Origin of the sequence: Bradyrhizobium sp. 155 (assembly GCF_023101105.1) — a bacterium.
Taxonomy (GTDB): Bacteria; Pseudomonadota; Alphaproteobacteria; order Rhizobiales; family Xanthobacteraceae; genus Bradyrhizobium; species Bradyrhizobium canariense_D.
This window is the reverse complement of the sequence record NZ_CP064704.1, coordinates 1,569,239-1,595,876: the sequence shown is the minus strand read 5'-3', so window position 1 is coordinate 1,595,876 and position 26,638 is coordinate 1,569,239. Positions and strand designations below refer to the sequence as shown.

At 64.4% G+C, this 26,638-nt stretch carries 29 protein-coding genes; 3 read left to right on the top strand and 26 right to left on the bottom strand.

Translation table 11 applies throughout. The features are described from left to right. From flgK to motA, 26 genes are all read right to left on the bottom strand, one after another. Positions 1–1,479: a flagellar hook-associated protein FlgK gene (gene flgK, locus IVA93_RS07840; protein ID WP_018453977.1), complete on the bottom strand. Its 1,479-nt coding sequence runs from the start codon at positions 1,477–1,479 to the stop codon at positions 1–3. 34 nt (positions 1,480–1,513) lie between these two features. Next, entirely contained in the window at positions 1,514–2,755 is a 1,242-nt protein-coding gene (locus IVA93_RS07835; RefSeq protein ID WP_026232642.1) for a flagellar hook protein FlgE, read from the bottom strand. A gap of 95 nt (positions 2,756–2,850) precedes the next feature. Continuing rightward, the gene (locus tag IVA93_RS07830) at positions 2,851–3,432 is read right to left on the bottom strand and encodes a transglycosylase SLT domain-containing protein (protein ID WP_026232641.1); all 582 of its coding nucleotides are present in this window, start codon (positions 3,430–3,432) and stop codon (positions 2,851–2,853) included. Then, positions 3,383–4,744: a flagellar hook-length control protein FliK gene (locus IVA93_RS07825; RefSeq protein ID WP_018453974.1), complete on the bottom strand. Its 1,362-nt coding sequence runs from the start codon at positions 4,742–4,744 to the stop codon at positions 3,383–3,385. Before IVA93_RS07825 ends, IVA93_RS07830 begins: the two co-directional genes overlap by 50 nt. Further along, positions 4,741–5,934 carry a chemotaxis protein gene (locus IVA93_RS07820; protein WP_018453973.1) on the bottom strand — a complete coding sequence of 398 codons (1,194 nt, stop codon included), beginning with the start codon at positions 5,932–5,934 and terminating at the stop codon, positions 4,741–4,743. Before IVA93_RS07820 ends, IVA93_RS07825 begins: the two co-directional genes overlap by 4 nt. Beyond that, complete coding sequence (locus tag IVA93_RS07815; protein ID WP_018453972.1) at positions 5,931–7,268, bottom strand: MotB family protein; 1,338 nt, start codon at positions 7,266–7,268, stop codon at positions 5,931–5,933. Before IVA93_RS07815 ends, IVA93_RS07820 begins: the two co-directional genes overlap by 4 nt. 6 nt (positions 7,269–7,274) lie before the next feature. Next, on the bottom strand, positions 7,275–7,970 hold the full coding sequence (locus IVA93_RS07810; protein ID WP_018453971.1) for a hypothetical protein: 696 nt from the start codon (positions 7,968–7,970) through the stop codon (positions 7,275–7,277). Next, on the bottom strand, positions 7,967–9,598 hold the full coding sequence (gene fliF, locus IVA93_RS07805) for a flagellar basal-body MS-ring/collar protein FliF (protein WP_018453970.1): 1,632 nt from the start codon (positions 9,596–9,598) through the stop codon (positions 7,967–7,969). Before fliF ends, IVA93_RS07810 begins: the two co-directional genes overlap by 4 nt. Before the next feature lie 302 nt (positions 9,599–9,900). Continuing rightward, positions 9,901–10,812 (bottom strand): flagellin N-terminal helical domain-containing protein, encoded by a 912-nt coding sequence (locus IVA93_RS07800; RefSeq protein WP_007613947.1) that lies wholly within the window; start codon positions 10,810–10,812, stop codon positions 9,901–9,903. Between the two features lie 266 nt (positions 10,813–11,078). Further along, positions 11,079–11,987 (bottom strand): flagellin N-terminal helical domain-containing protein, encoded by a 909-nt coding sequence (locus IVA93_RS07795; protein ID WP_018453968.1) that lies wholly within the window; start codon positions 11,985–11,987, stop codon positions 11,079–11,081. Positions 11,988–12,251: 264 nt separating this feature from the next. Further along, positions 12,252–12,992 (bottom strand): flagellar type III secretion system pore protein FliP, encoded by a 741-nt coding sequence (fliP, locus tag IVA93_RS07790; protein WP_007595877.1) that lies wholly within the window; start codon positions 12,990–12,992, stop codon positions 12,252–12,254. After that, positions 12,989–13,432, bottom strand: coding sequence for a flagellar basal body-associated FliL family protein (locus tag IVA93_RS07785; protein WP_018453967.1), 444 nt, complete (start codon positions 13,430–13,432; stop codon positions 12,989–12,991). Before IVA93_RS07785 ends, fliP begins: the two co-directional genes overlap by 4 nt. Before the next feature lie 42 nt (positions 13,433–13,474). Beyond that, the gene (gene flgH, locus IVA93_RS07780; protein ID WP_018453966.1) at positions 13,475–14,170 is read right to left on the bottom strand and encodes a flagellar basal body L-ring protein FlgH; all 696 of its coding nucleotides are present in this window, start codon (positions 14,168–14,170) and stop codon (positions 13,475–13,477) included. Continuing rightward, positions 14,171–14,929: a MotE family protein gene (locus tag IVA93_RS07775; RefSeq protein ID WP_018453965.1), complete on the bottom strand. Its 759-nt coding sequence runs from the start codon at positions 14,927–14,929 to the stop codon at positions 14,171–14,173. 64 nt (positions 14,930–14,993) lie between these two features. Next, positions 14,994–16,124, bottom strand: coding sequence for a flagellar basal body P-ring protein FlgI (gene flgI / locus IVA93_RS07770; protein WP_007595884.1), 1,131 nt, complete (start codon positions 16,122–16,124; stop codon positions 14,994–14,996). Then, entirely contained in the window at positions 16,121–16,597 is a 477-nt protein-coding gene (flgA, locus tag IVA93_RS07765) for a flagellar basal body P-ring formation chaperone FlgA (RefSeq protein WP_083926354.1), read from the bottom strand. The genes flgI and flgA overlap by 4 nt, the downstream gene beginning before the upstream one ends. A gap of 13 nt (positions 16,598–16,610) precedes the next feature. Then, positions 16,611–17,399 carry a flagellar basal-body rod protein FlgG gene (flgG, locus tag IVA93_RS07760; protein WP_007595892.1) on the bottom strand — a complete coding sequence of 263 codons (789 nt, stop codon included), beginning with the start codon at positions 17,397–17,399 and terminating at the stop codon, positions 16,611–16,613. Positions 17,400–17,414: 15 nt separating this feature from the next. Beyond that, complete coding sequence (gene fliE, locus IVA93_RS07755) at positions 17,415–17,744, bottom strand: flagellar hook-basal body complex protein FliE (protein WP_018453963.1); 330 nt, start codon at positions 17,742–17,744, stop codon at positions 17,415–17,417. A gap of 2 nt (positions 17,745–17,746) precedes the next feature. Next, positions 17,747–18,163, bottom strand: coding sequence for a flagellar basal body rod protein FlgC (flgC, locus tag IVA93_RS07750; RefSeq protein WP_085385293.1), 417 nt, complete (start codon positions 18,161–18,163; stop codon positions 17,747–17,749). 11 nt (positions 18,164–18,174) lie between these two features. Next, the gene (flgB, locus tag IVA93_RS07745; protein ID WP_018453961.1) at positions 18,175–18,555 is read right to left on the bottom strand and encodes a flagellar basal body rod protein FlgB; all 381 of its coding nucleotides are present in this window, start codon (positions 18,553–18,555) and stop codon (positions 18,175–18,177) included. A gap of 85 nt (positions 18,556–18,640) precedes the next feature. Then, positions 18,641–19,726, bottom strand: a complete 1,086-nt coding sequence (gene flhB / locus IVA93_RS07740) for a flagellar biosynthesis protein FlhB (RefSeq protein ID WP_018453960.1) — start codon at positions 19,724–19,726, stop codon at positions 18,641–18,643. Between the two features lie 13 nt (positions 19,727–19,739). Further along, the gene (locus IVA93_RS07735; RefSeq protein WP_027570476.1) at positions 19,740–20,780 is read right to left on the bottom strand and encodes a flagellar motor switch protein FliG; all 1,041 of its coding nucleotides are present in this window, start codon (positions 20,778–20,780) and stop codon (positions 19,740–19,742) included. Positions 20,781–20,782: 2 nt separating this feature from the next. After that, positions 20,783–21,163, bottom strand: a complete 381-nt coding sequence (gene fliN / locus IVA93_RS07730; protein ID WP_007595899.1) for a flagellar motor switch protein FliN — start codon at positions 21,161–21,163, stop codon at positions 20,783–20,785. Positions 21,164–21,239: 76 nt separating this feature from the next. Beyond that, entirely contained in the window at positions 21,240–21,554 is a 315-nt protein-coding gene (locus IVA93_RS07725) for a hypothetical protein (RefSeq protein WP_018453958.1), read from the bottom strand. Beyond that, positions 21,535–22,473, bottom strand: a complete 939-nt coding sequence (locus IVA93_RS07720) for a flagellar motor switch protein FliM (RefSeq protein ID WP_039798924.1) — start codon at positions 22,471–22,473, stop codon at positions 21,535–21,537. The genes IVA93_RS07725 and IVA93_RS07720 overlap by 20 nt, the downstream gene beginning before the upstream one ends. Further along, positions 22,470–23,369: a flagellar motor stator protein MotA gene (motA, locus tag IVA93_RS07715; RefSeq protein ID WP_018453956.1), complete on the bottom strand. Its 900-nt coding sequence runs from the start codon at positions 23,367–23,369 to the stop codon at positions 22,470–22,472. The genes IVA93_RS07720 and motA overlap by 4 nt, the downstream gene beginning before the upstream one ends. Positions 23,370–23,511: 142 nt before the next feature. On the opposite strand from motA, the gene IVA93_RS07710 reads away from it, so the two are divergent. Genes IVA93_RS07710 through fliI form a run of 3 tightly spaced genes read left to right on the top strand, consistent with a single transcriptional unit; the run spans position 23,512 to position 26,394 of the window. Continuing rightward, on the top strand, positions 23,512–24,300 hold the full coding sequence (locus IVA93_RS07710; protein ID WP_026232637.1) for a DUF1217 domain-containing protein: 789 nt from the start codon (positions 23,512–23,514) through the stop codon (positions 24,298–24,300). Positions 24,301–24,303: 3 nt separating this feature from the next. Further along, the gene (flgF, locus tag IVA93_RS07705) at positions 24,304–25,032 is read left to right on the top strand and encodes a flagellar basal-body rod protein FlgF (RefSeq protein ID WP_018453954.1); all 729 of its coding nucleotides are present in this window, start codon (positions 24,304–24,306) and stop codon (positions 25,030–25,032) included. Between the two features lie 36 nt (positions 25,033–25,068). Beyond that, on the top strand, positions 25,069–26,394 hold the full coding sequence (gene fliI / locus IVA93_RS07700) for a flagellar protein export ATPase FliI (RefSeq protein ID WP_018453953.1): 1,326 nt from the start codon (positions 25,069–25,071) through the stop codon (positions 26,392–26,394). The last annotated feature ends 244 nt before the right edge of the window (positions 26,395–26,638 follow it).

Here is a 26,638-nt window from a genome sequence, read left to right as displayed (position 1 = left end):
TTAATTTCCCACGGCAGCCAGCAGGCTCTGCAACATTTCGTCGACGGTCGAGATGATCTTCGACGAGGCCGAATAGGTGCGTTCGACCTGGAGCATCAACGACATCTCGTCGTCCATGTTGACGCCGCTGACGTTCGACAGCGCCGCCGTGCTACGGTCGAGCAGCGTTTTCTGGTAGGTGACATTGGAGTCGGCGGTCTTGCGCTGGTTTTCGATCCAGCTCGTCGACGACGATGCGAAGTCGATCAAGCTGCCGTTCGGCTTGCCTTGCGTGGTCGCATCGAACGGCTGCGACGCATCCATGGCGCCGATGAGCTGCTGCAGCCGAGCCGAGTAACCGCCGTTGCCAGCCGTATTGTATTGGTATGCGACGTTGCCGCTGATCGCACCGTCGCGGAGCAGATTAGGATTGCCGCCTTGGGTGGGATCGACCGATGCAGCAACGGATATCGTACCAGCGAGGCCCACCAAGACGGTGGCGCTCGCCGGCATCGCCGGCGCGCCCGGATAGGTGAAGAGGCCGGGGACGTCGGGCAGCGTCGGAACGGGCGACTGGTCACTTTCCTTGAAGGCATCGACCAGGCCGCGCGCGATTTCGTCGAGTTGGCTCTGGTAAGTAACCGTATCATTGTCGCGTAGCTGCGCCAGGCCAGCAAGCTTGCCGGACTTGAGCGGCATCGCGGAATTGGCGCCGGTCACCGGAACGCCGTCGATATAGACCGCATTGCCGGTCGTGCCGGCCGTATAGGCGTTCGTCGGCGCAAAGCTCACCGTTCGCGCCGTCTTGTCGAACAGCACGACGCCGCTGTCGGTATAGAGCGCCGCGTCGCCGTTGGGACGGAGCGACATCGAGACCCCGACGTCCTGCGACAGCTGCGAGACGATGCTGTCGCGTTGGTCGAGATAGTCGGTGATGTCATCGCCGGAGATCGTCCCCTTCACGATCGCGGTGTTCACGGTCTGGAACTGGGAGAGCAGCCGATTGATGTTTTGAACCGACGTATTCATGTCGGCATCCGCGCCCTCCCGGGCCGACTGCACGGTCTGGGTCGCCTGATTGAGCGCGGTCGCCATGTCCTTGGCGGACGTCACCGCGGCCTGTGCCAGCGTGGTGTTGTCCGGGGCGTTGGCATACTGCTGGAGCGCCTTCTTCAGCGCATTGAGCTGCGCCGTCGGCGACTGGTCGAGTTCCGGATCGTCCACCGTGGCAGATGCGATCTTCTGGAGACCGTCAAGGATCGCGCTCTGCTTGGCCGACGTCGAGGTTGCGGTCAGCACGTTGGTGTAGAGACCCGAGCTCGCGGCGCGCTGGATCGCCGCCACGTAGACGCCGGTTCCCGGAAGGTTGTCCAGCACGGCAATCTTGCGCGAATAGCCGGCGGAGCTGGCACCGGCGATGTTGCGCGAGATGACCGACGACTGGATGCCCGACGCCATCAACGAGGAGCGGGCGGATTCGAGAGCGGCGGTAAGGTTCATGATCTGCTCTTGCCGGGGACGAGCGCTGAAGAAATCAGCGCTTCAGGTTGACGACCACGTCCAGCAGATCGGCGCCGGTCTGGAACGATTTCGAGTTCGCGGTGAAGCCGCGCTGTGCCTCGATCATCGAGGTCAACTCGTCCGCGAGATCGACGTTGGAATCTTCCAGAGCACCCGACTGGATGGTGCCGAGCCCGCCCTGGCCGGCGAGGCCGACCTGCACGTTTCCGGATTCCAGGTTCGGTGAGTAGACGTTGCCGACTTCGGGCGTCAAATGGTCCGGGCTCGGGACGGTCGCGAGCGCGATCTGAAAGCTCGGCAGCGTGGTGCCATTCTTGAGGACGGCCGTGACCACGCCCTTGTCGTCGATGTTCACCTTGTCCACCGCGGACGGAGCGTTGCCATCCACGGTCGCCTTGAAGTCGAAGCTGGAGGCGACCTGGGTCATGGCCGAGAGGTCGATGTTGAAGGCAGCCGAACCACCGGGGATCGCCACCGTAAGCGATGTCGCACTCGGCGGCGGGCCCACCAGATCGAGCTTGCCTTTTCCGGTCGAGCTTACGTCAAACGTGAACGTGGTGCTGGGCCCACTTGATGGAAGCGCGGTCGCGCCGTTGTAGACCTGCATATCCCAGGTATTTGCCGCAGTCTTTTTGGCATAGACGTCGAGCGTCACGGCATTTCCGATATTGTCGTAAGTCACGATCGACGTCTTCGACGTATAGTTGGCGGGGCCGGCCGGTCCAGCAGAGAAGGTAGCGCTCGGATCCAGATTGGCGGCGACGGTCGCCTTGGTCGAAGCCGACGCCTGGAGCGCCATCTGGTTGACGTTGACGACCTGGAGGCCGCCGAACCCGTTGGCTGCGACGGTGGGAGTGGCACCGTTGGCAATGTTGTAGCCCATCAGCTGGAAGCCGGCCGCGTTAACTAGGTTACCCGTGCTGTCGGGCACGAACGCACCGGCGCGCGTCAGGAAGTTGGTACCGTTCGGATCCTGCACGACGAAGAAGCCGTTGCCCTGGACCGCGAGATCCGTGGCCGAGGTCGTGAACTGGTAATTGCCGGCGTCGGAGATGGCGTAACGCACCGTGGTCTCGACCGCGCCGGAATCGTAATTGCCCGAGCCGCTCTTCAGGATCAGCGAGGAGAATTCGGTCGAAGCCCGCTTGTAACCGGTGGTGTTGACGTTCGCGATGTTGTCCGAAACGGTTGACAGCTTGTTGGACTGCGCGTTCATCCCGGAAACGCCGGTGCGCATAACACCATACAGGCTCATGAATTGGGCTCCTTTGGTAGGTTGCAGCTACAATGGAGACTGTTGCTTGCGCGGGGCTGATGATGGGGAACGATGCACAACTTGGCGTCGTCTCCTTAGGTCGTCTTGGGCTGACAGAACGAGCGCGCCTTGTCGGTCCACGCGCCGAAGCCGCTGGAGACGAGATGCGCGACGATGTGGCAGACGTAGCGCTTCTGCGCCGGCTGGTTGTTGGGGCCTGCATTGTAGCGGGCGACTGCCATGGTCCAGCTGCCCTCGCGCTGCTTGAGCTCCTTCAGGAAGCGTGCGGCGTAGTCGACATTCCCTGCGGGATCGAACATCGCCCGGACCGAGGCGAACTTGTCGCCGTGATAGTAATGGTTGATCTGCATGCAGCCGAGGTCGATCAGCTTGATCCCTTTGGCTCGCATGGCTTCGAAGTTGGCGATCGCGTCGTTCATGTCCTTGGCGAACACGGTCTGTCCTTCGGCGCCGAGCGCGTAAGGATAAAGTGCGCCGCGCCGCCCCGTCTCGGTCAGTCCGACCGCGTAGAGAATGCCGAGCGGAATTCCGTGCTGCTGGGACGCACGCGCCATCTCGCGCTCGCACGGGCGCGAATTGTCGGTCGCCGCGGCCGCGGCGCCGGCGTTACAGATAAACAGGGCCGCGACGAATCTGCGGCGCCACGTCCTGGTCATGACGCGTCTCCTGGTTGGACTGGCGCTCCTGTCGAGCCTGCTTCGCGCCGCCGTCCGCTTGTCCCGACGAATTACTCGTACCGTCAAACGTGCCTTGCGACTGCGACGAGGGCTGTTGCTGGCCCGAAAGCTGCGGCTGCGACTGGCCGGAGCCGCTCTGGAAACCATCCAGCGAGCCGTGCTGGACGGGCGCAATATCGGCGACGTAGCCCGCGGACTGCATCAGGTCGCGGATCGAATCGCGCTGCTGGTCGAGCATCTGGCTCGTGTCCTTGCGCGCAGCGGCGAGGTGGACGGACACTTCGTTGCCGACCAGGCGAAGGCGCACGGTGACATTGCCGAGCGCGGGCGGCTCGAGATTGATGGTCAGGATCTTGAGCGGCTGATCCGGCGCATTGGCTTGGGACGCTGCAAGATCTGGAGCTGCGGACGCCGTCGATGCCGGAGCTTCCTTCAACTCGGCGACAACGGCGTTGGCAACCTGTTGCGGAGCGTTGAACTGCGCCGGCGGCAGATGGGTCTCTTGCTGGACCACGGTGACCTTGGTCGTCTCGGGCAATGCGTCCCGCGCCGACGCCTTGACAGCACGCTCGACATTGGCCGCGACGGCCTCGAAGCCGGGTGCCGTTGCCTTCGGCGATGGCTCACTGTCGTCCGTCGATGTCGCCTGGGCGCTGGTCGCCGCGTGCGAATCCGCGGCCTGCGAGCGGGCGGCGGTTGGAGCCACCGGAGGTGGGAGCTCGGCTGTCGCCTTCGCCATGCCCAAGGCCTGAACGTCGCGCTTCGTCGTGGAAGACCGCTCGTCGCGCCCGGACGCATCCTTCTTGTCGCCGGCCGGTGCTTGCATCTGCGGCATCACGACCGGCGGCCCGGCGACGATCTCCTGTCCGACGATCCCGGCAATACTCGATCGGCTCTGGACGTCGGCCTGCTCGATGTGATCGAGAGGTCCATGTTTCCCGGACGACTTATCGGTCTTTTTGTCGGAAGATTTCTCGGTGGACGTCTCGCTGGATCCCGGCTCCTCGACCGCCGCGGCACGGTCGTGCACCGTCTCGTCGCTCGCGTTGTCCTTCCCGCTCTGATGCGCCAGGCGCGTCCGCAGCGTTCCGGCTTTCACGGCCGTGGCGCTGCCCTCGTCGTTGAGCGCACGCTTCGCGAGATTCGAGACGGTGTGCAGAAGATCGTTGAAGGACGAGTCCGCCTGCGCTTTCGCCCCGGCGCTCTTCCCGGAGCGCGATGTGCCCCGCATGCTGAGGCTTTCGGCGAGACCCGAAAAGACCTGTCCGGAGGTTCCACTGAGCTTCGTCATGGACGGCGATCCCTGGTGAGAAGTTCGAGCTCCCCGAGCTGCTTCCGCGCACGAACAAGCGTTGCGGTCGACGACGCGAGGTCGAGACGCGCCGGCGTGACCGGAGGCTTGTCGGCTGCGGCGGCGGATCCGCCAGCGAACGGCTTGCGAACGTCGAGTGCGAGCTGCACCGTTGCATTGAGAAAGGGAATGTCGCGCTCGGGCAGCTTCGACCGGTCGAGCGCCTTCAACTCGGCGAGACCGCCGTCATATTCGTCGGCGAGCGCCCGCGACACGCCGCGGAACAAATGCGCCCGCTCGCGCTCCGCCGAGGCATCGGCGCTGAGAGTCAGGGCACGCTCGCCGGCAAGCCGGGTGACGGCCAGCCCTCCGCGCACCATCGCGGTACGCGCGATCACGAGATAGAGCTTGAGGCGGCTCGCGCGGTCGATCTGCTCAAGCAAGGTGGTGATCCGCGCAAACCGGCGCTCGTCGAGCGCGAGGCCCGACTGCGTCAGGCCGGTCGCAAAGCGCTGCCAGAAGTCCCCGGCATAGACCGAGTTGTGGTAGTGCCGGATATAGGCCAGCGTCAGGAACTCGAACTTGTCGAAATCCTCGGCTTGCCCGACCAACAGGATCTCGCGCCGCAGCGCGGCCTCCTCCACCAATGTGCCCGGCAGGAGCAAGCGCGCATCATCCAGACGCTCGATTGCGAGCGATGCCTCGGCGCGTGCGAACAGTGCACCCTGGATCAGCGCGAGCTGTCCGCCCAGGCCCGACGGAACCGTCCGCGGCTTGACGTCCTTGAGCAGTTCGCGCGCTTCGTCCTGACGACCCTCGACATAGGCAAGCGCGCCATCGAACAGCCGTCCATCGACGTTCAGCTTGTCGCGCGGCAGCTTGCGGATGATTTGCGGCGCGCCGCCACTGAGCAGGTAGATCACGGCGGCCTGGCCGTTCTGCGGGTTGCTCCACAGGCCCGGATCGGCGGCGAGAAATTTTTCGCCGATCTGCCGGATCAATGCGCTGTGGCTGCCGTACGCCGCGCTATCGCCGTTGGCGATGCCGTCCTGCACGGCCTGCAACGCCCGAACGAGTTCATATGGCTCGCCCGATGCCGATGCCCCCGGTGCCGGCTCGGCGAATGCGCCTGCCGCCGTGAACGGCAACAGCAGCATCAGCAGCGCTGCGCGGAGAGGAGACCTGATCAAGGGCGCTTCTCCCGGACCATGATCTCGATCCGGCGATTCTGCGCGGCCGCCGCATCGTTCTGAAGCTTCGGCCGCCGATCGGCATAACCCTCGACATGCTCGATGCGCTGCGTATCGACGCCGGAGCGGACCAGCATGTAATAGGCCATCTGCGCACGGGCCGTCGACAGCCGCCAGTTGTCATAGGCCTCCGAACGGTACGGCCGATTGTCGGTGTGGCCGCGGACGATGATCACGCCGGGACGCTTTGCCAGCAGCGGGCCGATCTTGTCGATCACACGGATGAGTTCGGGCCGCGGCTCAGCCGAGCCGACCGCGAACATGCCGAAGTTCGCATCGTCGGTCAGGCTGATCAGCAGGCCCTCCTCAACCTGACGCACCTCGGCCACCGGTCCGGCGCCAGCCTTGACGTCCGACAGCGCGTCCGCGATCGCCGACTGAAGCTGTTTGACCGTTAGTTGCTGGGCCTGAACCGCGTCGCGCGGCCCGGATTCCTTGGTCGTGTCGTTGGGATGCGGCTGCGCGGCGACATTGGCTTGATTACCAGCCTGGGCGCCCGGCTGCGCGCTCCCTTCGCGTGAGGCCTGCGATGGCGCGAGCCCCGGCGGCAGCAGAGGCGACAGGCTTGCGGACGACGCATCGGCGCTCGGAGCCAGGCTTCCGCCGGCATCGTCCTGCCTGGCTCGGCGCGCCTGCGGCTCGGCCTGGCTTGAGCCGGAGGCAGTGTCGCGCGCGGACGCATTCGGCTTGGACTCGGGCTTGGGCTCGCCCTCGATGACGCGGTCGGCATCCTTGGCTGCCTGCGGCGCAAGCTTCCAATAGCCGGGATCGAACGGATCGCGGTAGGCGTCGCCTCCCTTGAGGCCATCCTCTTCGGCGGACGTCAGAGCGCCGGCGCGCCGCTGGCCCGAGGCCTGGTTCGCACTGCTGGCGATCTCGGCGAGCGTCGTATAGGGATCGCGGAACAGGATCTTCTCCTCGTAGAAGGGCGGCTTCTCGGCCGTCGGAGAGTCACCGCGACGTTCCTCGCTCGGTCCCCCCGGCTGGCGCCTGCCGTCCTGGCCGTCGAACGACGACGGCTCCTTCTTGGAGAGATCGTTGAGGCCCTTCGGGGCAGGTGCGTTCTCCGCGAGCTTGATCGGATTGAAATAGCTCGCGACTACCTGCTTTTGATCCTGGTTGAGCGCATTGATCAGCCACATCACGAGGAAGAACGCCATCATCGCGGTCATGAAGTCCGCATAGGCGATCTTCCAGACGCCGCCGTGCGGCTTCTCGTCGTCGAAGGCACTCCGCCGGCGGATGATGACGAGTTCTGGCTTGACCTCATTCATGACGGACTACCGGCGCGCCTCTTTCAGGCGCTCGCTCCAGGTCGTGATCTGCGTCTCGATTACGGTCTGGTCGGCCACGACGCGAACCTCAAAAGTATCGGCGGCCTCATACTCGAAACCCGTTCGCCTGGCCGTCCCGAGCTGCGTCTTCACCAAGTCGAGCAGTTCGCTTGGTCCGGTGACCTTGAACACCGGCACTGGCGAATTGCCGGTCAGCGCCGCAATCTGCTCGACCAGCGACCCGATCGCCTTGTCGCGGACAGCATCGGCGAGGAACGGCAGCAATATCCGCGCAACGGAGCTCGCGATGTTGGTCTCGATTTCGCGGCAAGCCGTCTCGAAGCCGCTGACAACCGCCACCGCCTGCTGGTCGGACCACTTGGCCCGCTCTTCGCCGAGCCGGATCGCGCTGCGAACTCTTTCCTCGGCGATCCTGGACGCGCCCTCCGCTACGCCGGCCGCATGGCCGCGCCGAAAGGCATCGTCCAGGAGACTGACCGCGGGGGCTTCCGCGTTCGGCGCCGGAGGCGGCGACTGAAGCTGCGGCTGCGAATGGGTCTCGGGTTGCGGCTGAGGCTCGCGCCGGGCTTCCTTCGGCCTCGTCAGCACATCCTGGATTTTGGGCGGCGGTGGAGGCGGAGGCGACTTGACCCGCCCGTTCGCATCGAACTGCGTCAGGAGCTTTCCGATTGCCGCGTTCATGCCGCCTCCTCGCGTCGCATCCAGTCTTTAAGGATCGCTGCCGCCTGCATCTGATCGAGACGGACGATCTGCTCCAACCGCTTCTGCGGCGTTCGTTGCATCTTGCCTTCGAGGTCTTCGACCAGGTTGAGCTCGGCCTCTTCGCTGTCCGCCAGCGTGAGGGCGCCGGCGGCTGCCTGGAGCTGGGCGGCTTCCGCCGCCTCGGTCTGCTCCTGCGCCGCGCGATGGGTCAAAATGCCGTTGACCGCAGGACGAAGTCCGAACCACACCAGCATCGAAGCGACGGCCAGGATCGTGACCGCGTTGATGACGCTGCCGAGCTGCTTGTTGATCATCTCGACGAAGCTGATCGGCGGCACCGGCGCCAGTTCGCGCGAGCCTTCGATGAAATCGACGGCCGTCACCTGGATCTGGTCGCCGCGCGCCTTGTCGAGGCCGCCGGCCGTGGCTGCGAGTTGGCTGATCTCGGCGAGCTTGCTGTCGACGATGGCCTGGTTGCTCTTGTCGCCCAGGTCGGCAATGAGCCGCCCGCGGTTCACCAGCACGGCAATGAACAGCTTCTTCACCGAATAGCCGTCGCTCACCGTCGTCGTGGTCTTGGACGAGACCTCGAAATTGGTGACGTCCTCGCGGCGGGTCTTGTCCTCGCTGGAATTCTTGGTGCCGCCGGCGTTCACCTGCTGGTCGGGAAGATTCTGCTGCACAGTGGTCGGCTGCGAACGGTCCGCGTTCTGTGACTTCTCGTTCTCGCGGACGTTCCGGACCGAACGTTCCGCGCGACTCTCCGGATCGTAGACGGTTTCGTTGATCTGCCGCTTGTCGGTGGAGAGCTGCGATGCAACGCTCACTTCGAAATTGTCGAGGCCCAGATACGGCGTCAGCGCCTTGCGAATGTTCTCCTGCACCATTCCGCCGACCGTCTTCTGCAGGCTCGCCATCTTGGTCGGAGCGGCAGTGGCCTCGTCCTCTTCGGCAAGCAGCATCGAACCGTCGGCGTCCAGCACCGTGACCTTGTCGCGGCTCATGCCCGGAATGGCCGCCGCGACGAGATGACGGATCGACTGCGCCGTGCGCGCCTCGATGGCGCCGTCGGTGCGCAGCACGACCGATGCCGAAGGCGGCTGCTGCGTCGCGCGGAACGACCCCCGCACCGGCATCACGATATGCACCCGCGCCGCCTTCACGCCCTTCATCAACTGCACCGTGCGCGCGATTTCGCCTTCCAGCGCACGGAGCTTGGTGACCTCCTGCATGAACGAGGTCAGACCGAGCGACCCGATCTTGTCGAACAGCTCGTAGCCGGAATTGGCGCTGGTCGGCAGCCCCTTCTCGGCGAGCAGCATCCGCGCTTGCATGGTCTGGCTCGGACGCACCGAGACCGCGTCGCCGGCGGTGTTGACGTCGAAGGTGATGTTTTGCTCGCGCAGCGCTGCACCCATGCGCGTCACGTCTTCGCGGGAAAGGCCGGTATAGAGCGTTTCGAATTCAGGCCGGCTCAGATAATAGGCGCCGCCCACGACGGTGACGAGAACGGCGAAACCGATCAATCCCAAAGCCATCAGGCGTCGCGGCCCAAGCTCCAGCAGATTGTTGAGCAGTTGCTGTACCTGCGCACGACTGAGCAGCATGTGACCTCGTACCAATACGAACGTAGAGGACACTCTGCTGCCAACCTTGTCTGAAGGTTGCGCGAGACCACGAATGTGTCGGTTCGCAGGCGAGGCGTTGCAATTTTACCAGAGAGCGAGTGACGCAATCGCGCGCGTCGGCAACAGGCGGACGGCCGGTTGCATCGCGGTGCGATCGGCGACGGCATGTTGCCTGGGATGCGACGTCAGGAAATCGATGTTGGCACGTCGTGTGCCGAGATGCGCCGTTCATGGCGGAGACCGTGCTCCCTGGGGAGCACGGTCGTTTTCGAAGCCGCGGCTTAGCGGAACAGCGACAGGATGCTCTGGCTGTTCTGGTTGGCGATCGAGAGCGCCTGAACGCCGAGCTGCTGCTGGGTCTGGAGCGCCTGAAGGCGGGTCGATTCCGCGTTCATGTCGGCATCGACGAGCTGGCCGACACCGCGGTCCACGGAGTCCATCAGGGTCTTGACGAACTCCGTGTTGGTCGCGAGGCGGTTCTTGACGGCACCGAGATTGGCGGCGGCCGAGGCCACCGAGTTGATGCCGGCGGTGACCTGCGCGATGTAGCCGTCGAGCGTGGTCTGGTCAGCTGCCGAGTCGGTCAGCGCGGAGATGCTCATCGTGTCGATCGACGGGGAGGTCGAACCGGCCGTGTCCAGAATGCCGCCCTGCGCCGAGGTGTAAAGCGAGTAGTTAGCGGTGGTCACGGTGATGGAGCCGATGGTGGGCGTACCGCCGACACGCGAGTACGACGACACCAGGTTGAAGGTCGTCGGCGTGGTGGCGGTCGTGCTCAGCCAGTTGATGCCGTTGAAGGTCGCCGAGTTGGCCTTGAGCTTCATATCCTGCTGGATCTGGGTGATGTCAGCCTGGATCTTGGTGCGGTCGATACCGGCGGTCTTGGCTTCGACCAGCAGCGCCTGGAGCTTGGTCAGGCCGGAGTCCTTGTCGCCGATGACCGAGGTCAGAGCGGTATATTCGGTGTCGACGGTCGCGGCCGACAGACCGAGCGAGTCGGAGACCGCGGAAAGCGCGGCGTTGTCGGAGCGCATCGACGTCGCGATCGACCAATAGGCCGCGTTGTCCGAGGCCGTGGACACGCGCATACCGGTCGAGATCCGGTTCTGCGTCGTCGCGAGCTGCGAGCTGACGTTGCGAAGGGTCTGCAGCGCGGTCATTGCAGACGAGTTGGTGAGGAGGCTAGAACCCATTTTGATGTCCCTTTGGAGATTGGATTGAGTTTGGGACATACCGGACTTGCACCGGTACGGCAGGGCGGCGTCATGCCTTTGGGCTGCGCAGAAGCGTCAAGGCCCAACCTGTCGTAACGGCGACGATAGCCCGCGAAGCTTGTGCGAGGCTTGTGGCTCTGTGGCTTTGCCGCAACAAGGCGGCCGAAATTGCGGCGCGCGACGTCACGCCAAACAAAAGGGCCGCGCTTCGCAAGAAGCGCGGCCCTCTTCGGATGGTTCGAGGCTTAGCGGAACAGCGACAGGATGCTCTGGCTGCTGTTGTTGGCGATCGAGAGCGCCTGGACGCCGAGCTGCTGCTGGACCTGGAGGGCCGACAGCCGGGTGGACTCCTGGTTCATGTCGGCGTCGACGAGCTGGCCGATACCGCGATCCACTGAGTCCATCAGAGACTTCACGAAGTCCGTGTTGGTCGAGAGGCGGTTCTTGACAGCACCGAGGTTGGCGGCGGCCGAGGCCACCGAGTTGATGCCAGCGGTGACCTGCGCGATGTAGCCATCGAGCGTGGTCTGGTCAGCTGCCGAGTCGGTCAGTGCGGAGATGCTCATCGTGTCGATCGACGGAGCGGTCGAGCCGGCCGTGTCCAGAATGCCCCCCTGCGCCGAGGTGTAGAGCGAGTAGTTGGCGGTGGTCACGGTGATGGAGCCGATGGTGGGCGTGCCGCCAACACGCGAGTACGACGACACCAGGCTGAAGGTCGTTGGCGTGGTGGCGGTCGTGCTCAGCCAGTTGATGCCGTTGAAGGTCGCCGCATTGGCTGTCGCCTTCATCTGCTGCTGGATCTGGGTGACGTCGGCCTGGATCTTGCTGCGGTCGATACCGGCTGTCTTGGCTTCGACCAGCAGGGACTGGAGCTTGGTCAGGCCGGAGTCCTTGTCGCCGATGACTGTGGTCAAAGCGGTATATTCGGTGTCGACGGTCGCAGCCGACAGACCGAGCGAGTCGGAGACCGCCGAGAGCGCGGCGTTGTCGGCGCGCATCGAGGTCGCGATCGACCAGTAGGCAGCGTTGTCCGAAGCGGTCGAGACGCGCTGGCCGGTGGAGATGCGGGTCTGCGTGGTGGAGAGCTGCGAGCTCACAGACCGCAAGGTCTGGAGTGCGGTCATGGCGGTCGAGTTCGTAAGCAGGCTTGACATTGCGAATGTCCCTTTATGTACGCGTTACATTTTCACGAGGGGACATACCGGGCTTTCACCGGTACGGAGGGGCGGCATCATGCCTTTGGACTGATGTGGGTGGGGTCCAACCCGCCGTGACGCATTGCTAGCACGCCGAATCTTGCGCGCGGATTAAGATTGGCTTGAATTACGCTGTAAAATCAGTTGGTTAACAGTACATTTTGGTAACCATAGTCCGGTACTTCTCGCTAACCATAACCATTCCTCTGGCGCTCGTTGCCATCACGAGAACGACCGCACCAGCCCTGAGGCGAGCAGGTTCCAGCCGTCGATCAGCACGAAGAACAGCATCTTGAATGGCAATGCTAGGATCGTCGGCGGCATCATCATCATCCCCATCGACATGGTCAGCGTCGCCACGATCATGTCGATGACGAGGAACGGCAGGATGATCAGAAACCCGATCTCGAACGAACGCCTGAGCTCGGAAATCATGAAGGCCGGAATGATGACGCGCATATCGACGCGCTTGTCGTCGAACTTCCTGCGGAAGCTCTCCGCGGCGAGCGATTCGAAGGTCTGCAGATCCTTGTCGCGAACATGGGCCAGCATGAATTCGCGGAACGGATCGGTGATCTTCAGATAGGCCTCTTCCTCCGAGATCTCGTTCTTCATCAGCGGCTGGATGCCGGTTTCCCAGGCGCGGTCGAAGGTCGGCGCCATCACGTAGAAGGTCATGAACAGCGCGAGGCTGATCAGCACCAGATTGGCCGGCGTGGTCTGGAGGCCGAGACCGGCGCGCAGGAACGACAGCGCCACCGCAAATCGCGTGAAGCTCGTCACCATGATGAGCAGTCCCGGCGCCACCGACAGCACCGTGATCACCGCCATCAGCTGGATGATCCGGCCGCTGGTCGAGCCGTTGCCCGGTGGCAGCAGCGAATTGAGGTCCGGAATCTGGGCCAGTGCCACTTCGGGCAGCACGACCAGGAGCAACGCAAGCAGCAGGACTCTCAGTTTCACTGAATCACCAACGTCTCAATGATCAATTCGCGGATCTTGCCCGAGGAGCGGATATTGGCGCGTTCGGTCAGGTCGTCGCGCAGATGCTGAAGCCCGCGCGATCCCTCGAACTGCGCCACCGTCGCCGAACGCAGATAGGTGACGATGTCTTCGCTGATATGGGCCGCCAGGATGCCGGCATCCTCGTCGCTCATGCTGTCGGTCACCATGGAGGCTTCGATGCGGGCCCAGTTGTTGGCCGGCGCGCCGAGATTGGTCACGATCGGGGACAGCTTCCTGAGCCGCGCGCTGCCGGCGTAGCTCGAGGCAAGAGGCGGCGGCGTGGCGGTTTTCTTCGCATCCGCGACGCGCTCGGCGGCCGCAAACAGATGCAGGCCGGCAAGCGCGCCCGCGCCGATCGCGATCAGGGTCAGCACCACGATGGCCACAATCAGGCGCATGACGTCCCCTGCCCTCGTTACGCGGCCCGACGGGAGCGCATCTCAGAACGGTGCCACGGCGTCATAGATCCGATGTCCCCATCCAGGCTGCTGCACGTCCGAGAGATTTCCCCGACCGCCATAGGCCACGCGCGCTTCGGCGATCTTCTCGTAGGAGATCGTGTTGGTTCGCGAGATATCGCGTGGACGCACGATGCCGCCGACGTTGAGCACGCGCATTTCCGTGTTGACCTTGAATTCCTGCGAGCCGCTGATCATCATATTGCCGTTCGGCAACACGTCGGTGACGATGGCTGCGATCGACAGCTTGATATCCTCGGTGCGGTCGATCTGGCCGTTACCCTTGATCTGCGTGTTGGTGTTGAGGTTGGCGCTCGTCGAGCCCTTGTCCTGCCATCCCGCAACGTCCATCAGCCAGTCGAGCCCGAACTTGATCTGCGAATCGCGCGAGCGGCCGGTCTTGTTGTCGAGCTTGGCCTTGTCCTGCATCGAGATGATCACCGTCACGACGTCGCCAACGCGCCGGGCGCGGGGATCGCGGTAGAGGTCGGTGCCGTCGTCCCAGGTCGAGCGATAGCTGACGGGCGAGTGCATACGGGGCGTCACGGGAATCGGATCGGCCTGCGTCCTCAGGCCGCTCCCGACCGGCGACAGTCGCGGGCCAGTCAGGACCTCGGCCGGATCAGTGACGCATCCCGCAAGCGATAACAGCGACAGGATGAGGATCAGATTCTTCATCTATTTGGTCTTTCCGTCATCCACGCGACGCATCCCGCCGAGCAGATCGGCGAGGTGCGCCGCGCGGCCCGTCTCCATCTCGTTGAAGATTGCGCTCGAACTCCTCGGGCTGAGCTTTGCGAGCACGGCCGCAGCCGTCTCGTCCGCCATCCCGGCGATCTGGGTTGCGGCGGCATCCGGCTTCATGCGCGAGTAGATCTCGACCACACTCGCTTCGGCCTTCTTCAGGAACTCGTCGCGCAACGCCATCCACTTCTCATATTCCGCGCGCTTGGCCTCGACCTCGGCGATCCGCTCGCGAAGCTGGTTCTCGGCCTTCTCCAGCTCCTTGAGCTGCCAGGCCAGCCTTGCATCGGCGGCGGAGTCGGCGACATTGCTGCAGAACAGGGCGACTTCGTTGTCCGCGGTTGCAGCGGCCTGGGGCGGCACCGGCTTCGGCGGCGCCGTGACGCTGCCGGGCTTGGCCGGTCGCGCCGCGGCTGTGGGTGCCGACGCGGGCTTCTCGGAGGCCGAAACGGCACCCGTGGTCACTGGTCCCGAATCTTCGGCTGCCCACGCTGTCGCCCGCATCGACGCATTGTCGCTGGGGATCGATGAGATTGGCTTCTGTGGGCCAGACGCACGGGCGCGCGCGAAGGACAGCAGGTTGAGCGGCTTCGACGGCTTGGCCTCATCCAGCGCCAGAACGGGCGAAGCGCTCGCGAGCGCCGAGGCTGCGACCAGGAGGAGGAGTTTGGCTTTATGATCCAGCTTCAACATCGGCCCGCGTGCGATTCTCGGTCGAGAGAGCATTGAGCGACCAAGCTTGCACGGCGCTTACGCGTCATTGCACGATGACATCCGCCTGGAGGGCGCCAGCCGTCTTGATCGCCTGGAGGATCGCGATGATGCCGGATGGTTTCAGGCCGATCTGGTTCAGGCCGCGCACCAGGCGCTGGAGATCGACGCCGCTCAGGATCGCCACCTGCGATCCGGCTTCGTTGGCCTCGACCACGGTCTGGGGCACGACCACCGTCTGCCCTTTCGAGAACGGCGCGGGTTGCGACACCACGGGAAGCTCGGTGACCCGGACCGTCAGATTGCCGTGCGTCACGGCAACGGTCGATATCCGCACGTCGCGTCCGATCACCACCGTGCCGGTACGCTCGTTGATCACCACCCGCGCCGGCGTGTCCGGCTCGACCGTCAGCTCGCCGATTTCGGCAAGGAAGCGGACCGGTCCGATGTGGCGCGGCTTCGACAGCACGATCGTGCGGTAGTCTCGCTCGAAGGCGATCTGGGCGCGGTAGCGTCCGCCCGCGTAGCGGTTGATGGCGTCGAGGATTCGCGTTGCGGTGACGAAGTCGGGGTTCTTGAGCTCCAGCACAAGATATTCCATTTCATGGAGACTACCCTGCACCTCGCGCTCGACCAGCGCGCCGTTCGGGATGCGACCCGCGGTCGGCGTACCCTGGCTGACGTTCTGGGCCTGGCCCCCGACGCTGTAGCCGGCGACCGTGACGGCGCCTTGCGCCACTGCATAGACCGCTCCGTCCGCCGCGCGCAGCGACGTCATCACCAGGGTGCCGCCGAGCAACGAGGTCGCATCGCCGAGCGATGACACCGTCACGTCCATGCGCTCGCCCGCACCGATCGAGGGCTGCAGGTCCGCGGTCACCATGACGGCCGCGACGTTGCGCGTGCGCAGCGTCGTCGGACGCGGCGGATTGTTGGTGCTGGTGGTCTCGTTCCTGACATTGATGCCCATGTTCTCGAGCATCGATTGCAGGGACTGCTCCGTGAACGGCGCATTGCGGAGCGTGTCGCCAGTCCCGTTCAGGCCGATCACGAGGCCGTAGCCGACGATCTGATTTTCGCGCAATCCCTTGATGTCCGCGATGTCCTTGATGCGGACGGCGGCCTGGGCGCTGGCGGCGGAAACGAGCAGGACGAGCGCAAGCAGGACTCTGGTCATGACCCGTCCACGACCTTGACGGTGCCGTCCGGCTGCACAACGCCCCTGATGATCACACCGGTATCGGTGTTTCGTATCGGGATGAGCGCGCCGGGCGCGCCGGACTGCATCGCTGCGCCGTAGGTCACGATCGACAGGCCGCTGTCTTCGACCACGACCTTGACCATGGCGCCGCGGGCGACCGTCCAGGGATCCTCCACCGAGTTGGTCGGGATCGGCTGGCCGGGCAGCAGCGCGCGGCGCGCCATGCGGCCGACCAGGACCTGGCGTCCTTCGATGAATATGGCGACGCCGAGCACGTTCGGCGCAAAGGCGCGCTCGGTGATCATGTCGTCCCGGATCAGTTCGCCGGCGCGGATCGAGACGGCCGGCACGGGGAGCCGCTTCTCCTCGGCCGCGGCGAGACGCGCCGAGACGAGAACCAGCAGCACGGCGGCCATCCCGTGCATGATCGAGCCCATCCTGTTCAACATGGATACACCGGAACTAGCGCATGCCCTTCGAGACCGTCTGGGCCATTTCATCCGAGGCCTGGATGACCTTGGCATTCATTTCGTAGGCGCGCTGGGCAGAGATCAACTCGGTGATTTCCTTGACGGGATCGACGTTCGAGGCTTCGAGATATTGCTGGTTGATCTTGCCGTAGCCGGAATCGCCGGGCAGCCCGACGACCGGCGTGCCGGACGCCGTGGTCTCGCGATAGAGATTGCTGCCCAGCGGTTCGAGCCCGGCCTCGTTGGCGAAATTGGCGAGATTGAGCTGCCCGATTTGCCTCGGGTTCACTTCCGTATCCAGCTTGGCGAACACCTGTCCGGTCTGGTTGACCGTGACCTGGACCGTTCCCTGCGGCACCGTGATTGCCGGATCCAGCAGATAGCCGTCGGTCGTGACGAGCTGACTATTGGCATTGGTGTTGAACGAACCCGCGCGGGTATACTGCACCTCGTTGTTCGGACCGAGCACCTGAAACCAGCCGCGGCCGTTGATCGCCATGTCGTAGGGATTGCCGGTCTGCGTGAGCGCGCCCTGGATATGCAGCTTGCGGATTGCCGCCGACTTGACGCCGAGGCCGAGATTGGCGCCTTCCGGAATCGGCGACGAGCCGCTGGTGTTCGCAACGCCCTGCATGCGGTCCATCTGGTAGAACAGATCGGTGAACTCGGCACGCGCCCGCTTGTACGAGGTCGAGTTGATGTTGGCGATGTTGTTGGCGATGACTTCGATGTTGGTCTGTTGGGCGTTCATGCCCGTGGCCGCGATGGCAAGCGATTTCACAGCGTCACTCCTTGATCAGATCGACATCCGAACGACTTCCTGGTAGGCCTGCACGACCTTGTCGCGAACTGCGACCGCCGTCTGCAAGGCCTGCTCGGCCGACATCAGCGCCTCGACGACGCGCCGCGTCGATTCCTTGCCCTGCATCGCCGAGACCGAGGCCGCCTCGCCCGCCTTCAGCGTTCCGATCGCGTCCGTCGTCACTTGTTTCATGACCGATTCGAATCCGACGTCGCCACCGGACTGAATCGCGGGCGTCGCCGCCGGCGAGATGGCCTGCGTCTCGGTCGCGCGGCTTGCCGCTTGCCCGGCCGAAATCGCCGTGGATGAAATCGCTTCAAGCATTGTCAGCTCCTCAGCAGGTCGATGGTCATGCCCAGCATCGACCTCACCTGTTTCACGACCTGCAGATTGGCTTCATAGGAGCGGTTGACTTCCCGCATGTCCGCCATCTCGATCATCATGTTGACGTTCGGCAGCTTGACGTAGCCGGCCTTGTCGGCGGCGGGATGCCCCGGCTCGTACTCCACGCGGTAAGGCGTGGTGTCGACCCCGATTTCCTTGACCTTCGCCAGCTGCGCGCCCGAGGCGCGGTCCATCGCGGCGTCGAAGGTGATCGTCTTGCGTTGATAGGGATCGGCGCCGGCTGAGCGCCCTGTCGACGTCGCGTTGGCGAGGTTCTCCGAGACGATGCGCATGCGCGTCGACTGCGCTTCGAGCCCGGAGCTCGCGACCGTCAACGAGGATTGCAATGAGTCCAGCATGTCAGTTCACCTCAGGTCTTCGCGCTCGACAGCAGCATGCGGTGAAACGACCGCACGATCGCCGAGTTCATCGAGTAATCGCGACTGACGTCGCTGCCCTTGATCATTTCCTGCTCGAGACTGACGGAGTTGCCGGAGTGAACCACATCCCAGCTGTCCTTCTTCGCAGTCGCCCGCGTGTCGCTCTCGGCTGGGGAGAGCTGCAGGTGCGACGGCGACGTGGTCGCCAGTCTCACCGGCATGCCGTCGAGCACCTTGTTGAAGGGTTCGACGTCGCGCGCCTTGAAGCCCGGCGTGTTGGCGTTGGCGACGTTGGTGGCGATCGTCGATTGGCGGAGCTCGAGGTATCGCGCCTGCGACGATGCGAGTTCGAAGAGATAGAGCGGTCCCACGGCAGCACCATTCTGGTTCAGACGGTGTAACCTTAGGGTCGCAAGCTTTCGTCGGGCTGATGGAAGGGACGCCGTCCTCGGAATTCTACTGGACCTTCTCGGACTGCGGCGTCTGCTTGGACTGCAGGAAGTAGATGATCTCGGCGACCGGCCGGAAGAACTCCGCCGGAATTACCTGGTCGACCTGAACCGCCTCGTAGAGCGCGCGCGCCAGCGCCTTGTTCTCGATCACCGGAATCCGGTTCTGCTCGGCGACTTCGCGGATCTTCAGCGCAATCACGTCCATGCCCTTCGCCACGACGATCGGCGCCGGATTTTCCTCGCGATTGTAGCGCAGCGCGATCGCGAAATGCGTCGGGTTCGCGATCACCAGCGTCGCGCGCGATGCGGAGGCGATCATGCGCTGGCGCGAGCGGTCGCGCGCCAGCGAGCGCAGGCGCGCCTTGATCAGCGGATCGCCTTCGGCCTGTTTGTGCTCGTCCTTGATCTCCTGCCGCGTCATGCGCAGCTCGCGCCGCCAGTGGAAGCGCGCCCAAGCCAGATCGACCGCGACCAGGACGATGGTCGCGATGCAGATCGCCGAGACGATTCGCATGGCGATGTTGAGAATCATCTCCGGCAGCGCGACCGGATCGGTGTACATCGCCTCGAACGCCTTCGCTTCCGACGAGCGCAGCACGAACGCGACGACGACGGTGACCGCGGCGAGCTTGAACAGCGACTTGGCGAACTCGACAAGGCCCTGCGATCCAAACAGCCGGCTCCAGCCGCCGAGCGGAGAGATTCGCGAAAGGTCCGGCGTGATGCGCTGGAGCACCAGGCTGGGAGCATTTTGCAACAGCGAGGCTGCGAGCCCGAACGCCGCCAGGGTGACGACGAGCGGCGTCAGGAATCGCAGTGCCTGAAGCCCGACCACGATGAGGAGATTCTGGGCGTCGGCCCCGGTGCTGAGAGGGAAGCCGTCGGGATCGTCGAGAAAGCCCGTCAGCATCGGCGTCAATTGCTGCACGCCCTGACCGATCAGGAACGCCTGGATCACCATCAGCGCGGCCATCGAGGCGAAGATGGAAGCCTCCCGAGAGACCGGGATTTTGCCCTGTTCGAGCGCATCGCGGACTTTCTTCTCGGTCGGCTCTTCTGTCTTGCTCTCCTGATCGGTTGTTTCTGCCATGCCCGTTCAGCGGTCAGCGAAAGACCAGCTCATCCTCCTGCTCGGGGTTGAGCTCGATTTCGCCCTTTTCCGCGAGGTCGAGCGCGAGGTCCGTGATCACGCGCCGCGCCTCCAGCACGTCGCGCTGGTTCGACGGTTCGCCAATGGCGAGTTCGTGCTCGACGACCCGGCGGACGCGCGAGGCGACCGAGGACAGGATCATCTCGCGGAAGTGCTTGTCAGTGCCCTTCAGCGCGATCACGATGCGATCGGTCGGCACCTGGTCGAAGATCATGGTGCGCGCCTTCGGCGTCAGGTTGGTGACGTCGTCGAAGGTGAAGAGCAGCTCCTTCAGCACTTCGGCCGACTTCGGCCGCTTCTCCGACAGGCTCTTCAGCATGTCCTCGATGTGTCCGCGCTCCATCTTGTTGATGATGTCGGCGACGCGGGCATAGGTGTCCGCGCCGAGGTTGCGGGCGAAATTCAGCGTCAAATCCTCATGCAGCGTCTTCTCGAGGACCCTCATGGCGTCGTCGACGATCGGCTTGAGGCTGAGCACGCGCCGCATCAGCTCGTTGCGCAGGCTCGACGGCAGCTGGCTCATGACCTTGGCGGCGCAGGACGGCTTGACCTTGGACAGGATGAGCGCTGCGGTCTGCGGATGCTCCTTGGACAGGTAGCTTGCCAGCGAGTTTTCCGACACCGACGAGACGCGGTCCCACACTGACCGGCTCGAATTGCCGAGCAGGTCCGACATGATCGCCGAGACCTGATCGGCCGGAAGCACGTCGCCGAGCACAGCTTCCAGGCCGCCGAGGGTGCCGAGAATGTTGGCGCCCATTGAGAACTGCTGGGCGAACTCCTCGACGATCGCTTCCAGTTCCTGCGCCGTGATCGGCCGTAGCTCGGCGGCGGCCTTTGTCACGGTGCGGATATCCTGCGGCTCGAACTGCGCGAGCACGCTGGCGGCCGCCTGCCGGCCCATGGCGAGCAGGAGTGCCGCGACCTTCTCCGTTCCGCCCAGCGTGGCGACGCCGCGCTGCTTGATGGGAGCCATGCCGACCTGTGCGGCCATGGTCAGGTATCACCCTGTCCCAACGGCCCGACAATTTCGGTGAGCGAGACGCCGAAGCGGGAATTGTCTTCTTCGACCACGACGACCTCGCCGCGGGCGACGACGCGACCGTTGACGACGACGTCGACGGGTTCGCCGACCCGGTGGTCGAGCGGAACCACCGCGCCACGGCCGAGCTTCATCAGGTTTGCCACCGGAATGGTTGCCGATCCCAGCACCACCTGCATGGTCACGGGAATGCGCAGGATCGCATCGACATTGGCGAACTTGCCGGTCTCCTCCGCAGTGCGCGCGGCGATCTCCGCCAGCCGCTCCAGCGGAGATGTCTCCGTATGCCCCTCGTCGGACGCCGATGCTGACTCATAGTCGAAGGATTGCGCCATTTGGTATCGCCTCTTGGTATTTCCGCTCCCGGAGCGCCGCGACGTTCCGATCGTATTTATTCCGCCGGCTTCGGCTTCAATGCTTGTTCACGTCGGCGCCGCCCGCGGTCGCCGCGGATGCGAGTCCGCTCCTCGCATCGAGCGCCGCGATCGCCTCGTGGGCCTGGTCGATCTTCGTGCTCAGCACGTTGGCGAGCCGCCCGAGATTTGCGGTGGAATCATGCGCCGCGGTGATGACCGTGTCGAACGCGCCCGCCGTCTCCTGGACGATGGTCGAGAACTCGCCCTGGTAGCTGCGCAACCGCGCCAGCTCGCGATGCATCCGGGTCACCCGCATGCTGGTGAAGGCGAGCGCGATCAGCAGCACGGCATCAACGAGATAGGATATCATCGACGAACTCCCGTTTCTGATCGACGGGATCTGCCACCTGCATGGCGTAATAGCCATCAAGCTGGCCGATCTGACACCAGAACAGCACCTGGTTGTTGCTCTCGAGCCGAGCCAGCGTTCGCGGCGTGGCTTCGAGCTCGAGCACCTGTCCGACCTGGAACTTCACGACGTCGCCCAGCGAAATCATCTTCTCGTCCAGCACGGCGCTCAGCGTCACCTCGGTGCGGTGAACCTCGGTCTCCATCTGCTCGCGCCAGCGCGGATCGGCCGCGCGGCCGTCGCTGACGACGACGGTCGCGAGCTTTTGCCTGAGCGGGTTGAGCGCGGAATGCGGAATGATGAGGAACATCTGACCGCCGCGGTAGAGCGCCTGCAGCATGATGTTCGCGCAGATCGACATGTTGCCGCTCCGCCCGATCGCCAGCGACGCCATGGCGGTCTCGACCCGCTCGACGCGGAAGGTGACGTTGGAGGTGCCGGCGAAAGCGGATTGCAGCGCCTTGGCGAACCGCTCGAACAGCGCCTGGACCAGGCGGATCTCGATGTTGGAGAAGCTGCGCTCGACGTCGAGCGGCGGTTCGGCGCCATCGGAGCCGAACATCGCCTCGACCATGGTGAACACGAAGTCGCGGTCGAGCATGATGATGATGCGGGAGTCCCACTGCTCGGCATAGAGCACCGCCGCAACCGCGTTGGCCTCGTAGTCCTTGATGATGTCGCCGACACGGTCGTTGGTGATGCCGTTGACCGAGAAATAGCATGGCGTTCCAGCCATCGGCTGCAGGCTGTCCGTGCACGATGCCGCCATGCGATCGAAGATCACATTGAGCATCGGCATGCGCTCGATCGAGATGCCGGCGGCGTCCAGCAGATAGTTCGGCAGCGGCTTGCGCTGATCGATTTCGAGGGCTTCCATCATGATGCGCGCGCAGCCTTCGGTTCAACCTCGGTCACGACAGCCTTGGGGCCCGCGATCGTCTCGTTCTCGACGACGTCGATCGAGGGCCGCTCGGGGCTCGCGATCATCTTGCGGCCGTGCTCGACGGCGATCTGCGGCATGGCGCCGTTCATGAACGCCAGCAGCGTCTGCTTGACGATGATGTAGGGCCGGCAGCGCTTCTCGCGCGTCATCTTCACCTTCATCGCGAAGGGCGAAATGATCCCGTAGGACAGGAAAATACCGGCAAAGGTGCCGACGAGGGCGGCCCCGATGAAGCCGCCCAGCAGCTTCGGGGACTGGTCAAGCGCGCCCATGGCCTTGATGACGCCGAGCACCGCGGCGACGATGCCGAGCGCAGGCAGCGCCTCCGAGACCACCACCAGCGCGTGGTAGGGCGCCAGCTTGCTCTTCACGATGGTGTGGATCTCCTCGTCCATCAACGCTTCGATCTCGTGCGTTCGCGCATTACCCATGATGATGAGGCGGACGTAGTCGCAGATGAACTGGAGCAGCGACGGATCTCCGAGCACGCTCGGGTACGCCTTGAAGATCTCGGAGGACGCGGGATCGTCGATATGCGCCTCGACCTCGTTGCGGCCCTTGCCCCGCAGCTCCCGCATCAGCGCGTGCAGCGCACCGAGCAGATCGAGATAGTAGCGCTGACCTGGCACCGCTCCCGTCACCGCCTGCACGCAGGCAAGCCCGGTATCCGCGACCGTCTTCCAGGGATTGGCCATGATGAAGGTGCCGGCCGCGGTGCCCATGATGATCACGAACTCCCACGGCTGCATCAGCACGCCCAGATGCCCGCCCATGGCGGCAAATCCGCCCAGCAGTGCCGCTACCGTGATGACGATCCCCACGAAACTGCCCAACGCGCCGCTCCATCACCGATCCCATCGGGAATATCTAGTTGGCGAGCCTTGCGCGAGGCTGGCTTCCCCCTCGCCAGCCTCGCGCAAGCGATTCACGGCAGCTTGGGACGACGTCGCGAGAGCGGCCAGAGGGGCGCGTGTCATGCTATCCACCATCGCGGACTACACCAGACTGACCAAGGACATGGGCAAGTCGCTGACACAGGTCGCGACGCAGCCGGACGTCAGCCGTGACACCGATTATTTCCTCAGCCACATCGGCAACGTGAAGACCATCGACGATTTCCTGAAGGACTATCGTCTCTACTCTTACGCGATGAAGGCATATGGCCTCAGCGACATGACCTACGCCAAGGCGTTCATGCGCAAGGTGCTGACCGAGGGTATCGCCGACAACAAGACCTTCGCCAACAAGCTGACCGACATCCGCTACCGGCAATTCGCCGCCGCCTTCAATTTCGCCGCCCTCGGCGACAAGGCGACCCAAACCGCCGCGGCCACGACCGGCACGGCGACCCAATACGTTACGCAGACGATGGAGGAGAAGGCCGGCGACCAGAACGAGGGCCTGCGGCTGGCGCTCTATTTCACGCGCAAGGCCTCCACGATCACCAATTCCTACCAGATCCTCGCGGACAAGGCGATGACGCAAGTGGTGCAGACGGCGCTCGGCCTGCCGTCGACGATCAGCTCGGCTGATATCGATGCCCAGGCCAAGATGATCACGAGCAAGATCAAGCTCACCGATTTCCAGGACCCGGCCAAGGTCACCAAATTCGTGCAGCGCTTCGCGGCGATGTGGGATGCGACCCAGGCCCAGAGCGACAACTCGACCAACCCGGCGCTGGTCCTGATCGGCGGCGCCACGACGTCGATCGGCATGGATTCCAACGTGCTCACGACACTTCAGAACATCAAGTTCAACAGGTAAGTCATGCAATCGGCCCTCTATGTAGGATTGTCGGCGCAGGTCGCTCTCGAAAAGCGCCTCCAGACGATCGCCAACAACGTCGCCAACGTCAACACGGCGGCGTTCCGCACCGACGTGGTGAAGTTCGAGACCGTGCTGTCCAAGGCGGGCGCGAACCCGGTCGCCTTCTCCTCGCCCGGCGACAACATCATCTCGCGCGAGATGGGCAGCATCACCGAGAGCGGCAACCCACTCGACGTCGCCGTGGTCGGACAGGGCTGGATCGCCTTCGCCGGTCCGAACGGAACGGTCTATACGCGCGACGGCCGACTCCAGATCGCCGCCAACGGCGACCTTCAGACCGTGTCCGGCTTCCCCGTCATCGATTCCGGCGGCGCGCAGATCACCCTCGATCCGAACGGCGGACCGGTCTCGATCGCGCGCAGCGGCGCGATCACCCAGGACAACAACGAGATCGGCACCATCGGCCTGTTCAACATTCCCGCCGACGCCAATCTCGACCGCTACGGCAATTCGGGCGTCACGCCCAACCGGCCTGCGACCGCGATCGCCGACTTCTCCCGCGACGGCTTCAAGCAGGGCTATGTCGAAGGCTCGGGCGCCAATCCGATGATGGAATTGACGAGGCTGATCGCGGCCTCGCGCGCCTTCGACGGCACCAATTCGATGATCGAGGGCACCGAGAGCTCGCTCCAGAACGCAATCCGGACGCTGGGCGAACCCGGCAAATAGACTGCGCCCCGCGCGCAATGAGGTTGGACGGTTTCCTTGAACGCTCTTCGGCAACTTGAGTGGGCGCTGCTGGAGCTTCAGCAGAGCACTCCCCTGGCAAGCGTCAGCGGCGCGATCTCCGAGATCGCGTCGACGCATTTCCGCGTCTCCGGCCTGTCGCGCTTCGTCAGGCTTGGCGAGCTGATCGGCGTCAACTCCGGCGGCAAGCCCCAGATCGGCGAGGTGGTGCGGATCGACAGCGAGGGCATCATCGCCAAGCCGTTCGACCGGCAGTTCGCCGGCGGCCTCGGCTCGGTCGCCTACCGGATGCCGCCCCTGTCCTTCGCGCCCGATCCGAGCTGGAAGGGCCGCGTCATCAACGCGCTCGGGGCGCCCCTGGACGGACAGGGCCCTCTCACCCCCGGGTCGCGTCCGGTCTCGGCCGAGGCGGAGGCGCCTTCGGCCATGAAGCGCGCGCGGGTCCACAAGCCGCTGCGCACCGGCGTACGCGTCATCGACCTGTTCGCCCCGATCTGTGCCGGCCAGCGTGTCGGCATCTTTGCCGGCTCCGGTGTCGGTAAATCGACGCTGCTTGCGATGCTCGCCCGCAGCCAGGGTTTTGACACGGTCGTGCTGGCACTGGTCGGCGAGCGCGGCCGCGAGGTGCGCGAGTTCATCGAGGACGTGCTGGGCGCCGATCGTCACCGCGCCGTCACGATCGTGTCGACGGGAGACGAGAGCCCGATGATGCGGCGACTGGCGCCGAAGACGGCCATGGCGGTCGCCGAATATTTCCGAGACCGGGGCGAATCCGTCCTGCTCATGGTCGATTCGATCACCCGCTTCGCCCACGCCGCCCGTGAAGTGGCGCTCGCCGCCGGTGAGCCCGCGGTCGCGCGCGGCTACGCACCCACCGTCTTTACCGATCTGCCGCGCCTTCTGGAGCGCGCCGGACCCGGCGAGGAGGGATCCGGGACGATCACCGGGATTTTCTCCGTGCTGGTGGATGGCGACGATCACAACGAGCCGATCGCCGATACCATCCGCAGCACACTTGATGGCCACATCGTGCTCTCCAGGCATATCGCCGACCAGGCGCGTTACCCGGCGGTGGACGTTCTGGGTTCGGTCTCCCGCCTCGCCCATAACGTCTGGGACCCCGAAGAGCGCGAATTGGTGAGCAAGCTGCGCGCCATGATCGCCAAATACGAGGACACGCGCGACCTTCGCCTGATGGGCGGATACCAGGCGGGACGTGATTCGGGGCTCGACCAGGCGGTCGACATGGTCCCGAGAATCTATGGCGCGATGCGGCAGGACGCTTCGGCTCCCCCAAGCGCCGATCCGTTCCGCGAGCTGCGGGACATGCTCAAGGGCGACTAGCAAGTCTCAGATTGAGTCGGCGCGCGAGGCGCCACGCGATCGCACCTTGCTCGTTGTTTTCGACAGGCGATTGCGCATGCCGCCACGCTTCCAGCGCATGCACATGCACGCCCGTCTCCGGTTTCCGCCGTGATCGTCTCCACCGTTCGGGTGAGAAAGTAGCGGAGCCGCGCCGAAAGCGACTGAACCGGCGATTCCTTGATTCAGTCCGGACAACCGCCGCGTGTAATTCCTGTGAGTTCCC